This window comes from Cellulomonas iranensis NBRC 101100 = JCM 18110, assembly GCF_001552375.1.
Taxonomy (GTDB): domain Bacteria; phylum Actinomycetota; class Actinomycetes; order Actinomycetales; family Cellulomonadaceae; genus Cellulomonas; species Cellulomonas iranensis.
Genome location: NZ_BCRB01000155.1, coordinates 1 through 3,635, shown reverse-complemented (window position 1 = coordinate 3,635; position 3,635 = coordinate 1). Strand labels below are relative to the sequence as shown.

4 protein-coding genes are annotated in these 3,635 nt (G+C 77.5%); 3 read left to right on the top strand and 1 reads right to left on the bottom strand.

Annotation, left to right across the window (positions count from 1 at the left end):
• The 3 genes from CS2_RS17860 to CS2_RS17850 form a co-directional block, all read left to right on the top strand.
• The coding region (locus CS2_RS17860) for a helix-turn-helix transcriptional regulator (RefSeq protein ID WP_082740356.1) at window positions 1–515 on the top strand (515 nt) is incomplete at its 5' end.
• A 3-nt stretch (window positions 516–518) separates the two neighbouring features.
• On the top strand, window positions 519–1,583 hold the full coding sequence (gene ligD, locus CS2_RS17855) for a non-homologous end-joining DNA ligase (RefSeq protein ID WP_046530026.1): 1,065 nt from the start codon (window positions 519–521) through the stop codon (window positions 1,581–1,583).
• A gap of 22 nt (window positions 1,584–1,605) precedes the next feature.
• On the top strand, window positions 1,606–3,072 hold the full coding sequence (locus tag CS2_RS17850; protein ID WP_082740355.1) for an MFS transporter: 1,467 nt from the start codon (window positions 1,606–1,608) through the stop codon (window positions 3,070–3,072).
• Window positions 3,073–3,084: 12 nt separating this feature from the next.
• On the opposite strand, the gene CS2_RS17845 is transcribed toward CS2_RS17850, so the two are convergent.
• Window positions 3,085–3,635: M15 family metallopeptidase (locus CS2_RS17845; RefSeq protein ID WP_233421260.1), on the bottom strand; the 551-nt coding region annotated here is incomplete at its 5' end.

The window sequence follows — 3,635 nt, the reverse complement described above, 5'->3', positions numbered from 1 at the left end:
CCGAGCACGCGCGCGCCGCGGGCCGGGCCGACGTCGAGGCGTGGCGCGCGGCGCTCGCGGAGCTGGCGTACGGGCACCGGTACGAGACGGCGCGCGTCCGGCGGCGCCTCGCGGAGGCCCTCGTGGCGCGCGGCGACCGCGGCGCGGCGGCCACCGAGGCGCAGGCCGCGCTCGCCGAGGCGCACGCCATGGGGGCCGCACCGCTGGCGGAGGCCGTCGCCGACCTGGTGCGCCGCGCCCGGCTCGGCGGGGCGCCGGCCGCGCCGGGCGGCGACGTGCTCACCGCCCGCGAGTCCGAGGTGCTGACGCTGGTCGCGCAGGGGCTGTCGAACCGGCTGGTCGGCGAGCGGCTGTTCATCTCCGGCAAGACCGTGTCGGTGCACGTGTCGAACGTGCTCGCGAAGCTCGGGGCGTCGGGGCGCACCGAGGCCGTCGCGATCGCGCACCGCCGCGGCCTGCTCGGCACGGCCGCCGCGCGCGAGGGGCGGGTGTCGGCGACCGGCCCTACCGTGTGAGCCATGGCACAGACCCCGGCGGTGGAGCTCGAGGTGCGCGGCCGCACCGTGCGCGTCAGCAGCCCCGACCGCGTCGTGTTCCCCGACCGCGGGATCACCAAGCTCGACGTCGTCGAGTACTTCCTCGCCGTGGGCGACGGCGTCCTCGGCGCGCTGCTGGACCGCCCGACGACGCTTGAGCGGTGGCCCAAGGGCGTGTTCGAGGGCGCCCGGATGGCGACCCGGCAGGACTCGTCGGGCGACGCGTTCTACCAGAAGCGTGTGCCGCAGGGCGCGCCCGGCTACGTCGAGACGTCACGCATCGCGTTCCCGTCGGGTCGCACCGCCGACGAGGTCGCCCCGACCGAGCTCGCGGTCGTCGCGTGGGCCGCGAACCTCGGCACGCTGACGTTCCACCCGTGGCCGGTCGTGCGGGACGACGTCGACCGGCCCGACCAGGTGCGCATCGACCTCGACCCGCAGCCCGGCACCGACTTCGCCGACGCCGCCCGGGTCGCGCCGCACGTGCGCGAGCTGCTCGCCGAGCACGGACTCGAGGGCACGCCCAAGACGTCGGGGGGTCGCGGGCTCCACGTGTTCGTGCCGATCGAGCCCGCGTGGACGTTCGTCGAGGCGCGCCGCGCCACGATCGCGTTCGGCCGCGAGCTCGAACGCCGGCTGCCCGAGCAGGTGACCATGAGGTGGTGGAAGGAGGAGCGGGGCCGCAAGATCTTCGTCGACTACAACCAGATGGCGCGCGACCGCACGATCGCGTCGGCGTACTCGATCCGCTCCAACCCCCGCGCGACCGTCTCGGCGCCCCTCACGTGGGACGAAGTCGCCGACGCGCACCCCGACGACTTCGACGTCACCACGATGCCCGCGCGGTTCGCCGACGTCGGCGACCTGTTCGCGCCGCTCGTCGCGCACGCGGCGCCGCGGTACCGGATCGACTCGCTGCTCGAGCTCGCCGACCGCCAGGAGCGCGACGACGGCCACGGCGACCTGCCCTACCCGCCCGAGTACCCCAAGATGCCCGGCGAGCCCAAGCGCGTGCAGCCGAGCAAGGACCGCGACCGGCCGCGATGACCGCGCCCCGGGCGTCCCGGCCGTGACCGGGACCGTCGCGTACCGCTCCGCCGCGGGCCGGTGGGTGCTGCTCGCCACCGTGCTCGGGTCGGCCCTCGCGTTCATCGACGCGACCGTCGTCACGATCGCGCTGCCGCGCATCGCCGAGGACCTCGAGGCGACGACGGCCGACCTGCAGTGGACCGTCAACGGGTACGCGCTGACGCTCGCGGCGTTCCTGCTGCTCGGCGGCGCGCTCGGCGACCGGCTGGGGCGGCGGCGCGTGTTCCTGGTGGGGGTCGTGTGGTTCGCGGTCGCGTCCGTCGCGTGCGCGCTCGCCCCCACGGTCGGGGTGCTGGTCGCGGCACGCGTGCTGCAGGGCGTCGGCGGTGCGCTCCTGACGCCCGGCTCGCTCGCGATCCTGCAGTCGACGTTCGCGGGCGACGACCGCGGCCGCGCGATCGGCGCGTGGTCGGAGCTCGGCGGGCTCGCGGGCGCCGCGGCGCCGTTCCTCGGCGGGTGGGTCGTGCAGGTCGCGGACTGGCGCTGGGTGTTCGGCATCAACGTGCCGCTCGCCGCGCTCGTCGTCGCGGTCGCGCTGCGGCACGTGCCCGAGTCCGCCGACCCGGGCGCGCAGGCGCGCGTCGACGTCGCCGGGACCGCGCTCGGGGCCCTCGGGCTCGCGGGGCTCACCTACGGGTTCACGGTGTGGTCCGAGCCGGGCGCGTCGCGCGCCGTCGTGGTCGCGGCGCTCGCGGTCGGCGCCGTCGCGCTGACGGCGTTCCTGCGGGTCGAGTCGCGCACGCGCGCGCCGCTGGTCCCGCCGCGCCTGTTCCGGTGGCGCCCGTTCGCCGGCGTCAACGTCGCGACGTTCCTCGTGTACGCCGCGCTCAGCGGCGTCGGGTTCTTCCTCGTCGTGACGCTGCAGGTCGTGGCGGGGTACCCGCCGCTCGCCGCCGGGGTTGCGCAGCTGCCGGTGACGCTGCTGCTGCTGGCGTTCTCCCCCCGCGCGGGCGCGTGGGGGGTGCGGGTCGGCCCCCGCGTCCCGATGACCGTCGGCCCGCTCGTCGCCGGCGCGGGCACGGCGCTCCTCGCCGGCATCGGCCCCTCGGCTCCGTACGTCACGCACGTGCTGCCGGGCGTGCTGCTGCAGGGCGTGGGACTCGTGATGACGGTCGCACCGCTGACGACGACCGCGCTGGCCGCGGCCCCCGACCACCTGGCCGGCGTCGCGAGCGGCGTCAACAACGCGGTCGCGCGGGTCGCGAGCCTGCTCGCGGTCGCCGTGCTCCCGCTCGTCGCGGGCGTCGGCGCGTCCCTCACCGACGCGGCGCGCCTCGCACCGGCCCACCGCACGGCGATGCTCGTGTGCGCCGGGCTCCTGGTCGCCGGCGCCGTGGTCGCGTGGGTGACCGTGCCGTCCGGCAGCGCCGCGGTCCGGCCGGCCGACGACGGCGCGGCGGGCGGCCGCCCGGACCCGGCGGCGGACGGCCCCGCGACCGACCGCTGACCGCGGCCCGCGTCAGCCGCGGTACTCGTAGTGCCAGTACTCGGGGTTCGACCCGGCCTGGCGCGCCCACGCCGGCGACACCCAGCCGTACGCCGGGCCGTGCGCGACGAGCCACGCCCGCGCGGCCGAGTCCCAGCCGTAGTCGCACGGCAGCTCGGGGACGTCGATCGCCAGCCCCGTGCCGTGCGACGACGTCCCGGGCACGGCCGCCACCGAGCCCAGCGCGGCGCGCATCGCGACCTGCGTGTCGAGGTCGCGGTAGGTGAGGTCGAGCGCGAGGTCGTGGCCGAGGGCCGCGCGGAACGCGGCGTTGAGCCGCTCGAGCGCGGCGGCGGCGTCGGACCGCAGGTAGAACGGCGTGCCGCGGGAGTCCGCGGTCCACGAGACCGCCGTCAGCGCGGACGCCGGCAGGCGGCCGTTGGACCCGTCGCCCCCCTCGGTGGGGACGGACGTGTAGAACGACGGCCCGGAGTACGTGGTCGTGCACCGGGCGCTCGTCGCGCCCCGTCCGGGATCCGGCGCGGCGGACGGCGCCGCCCGCCCCCGCGCGGCGCGTGCCGCGG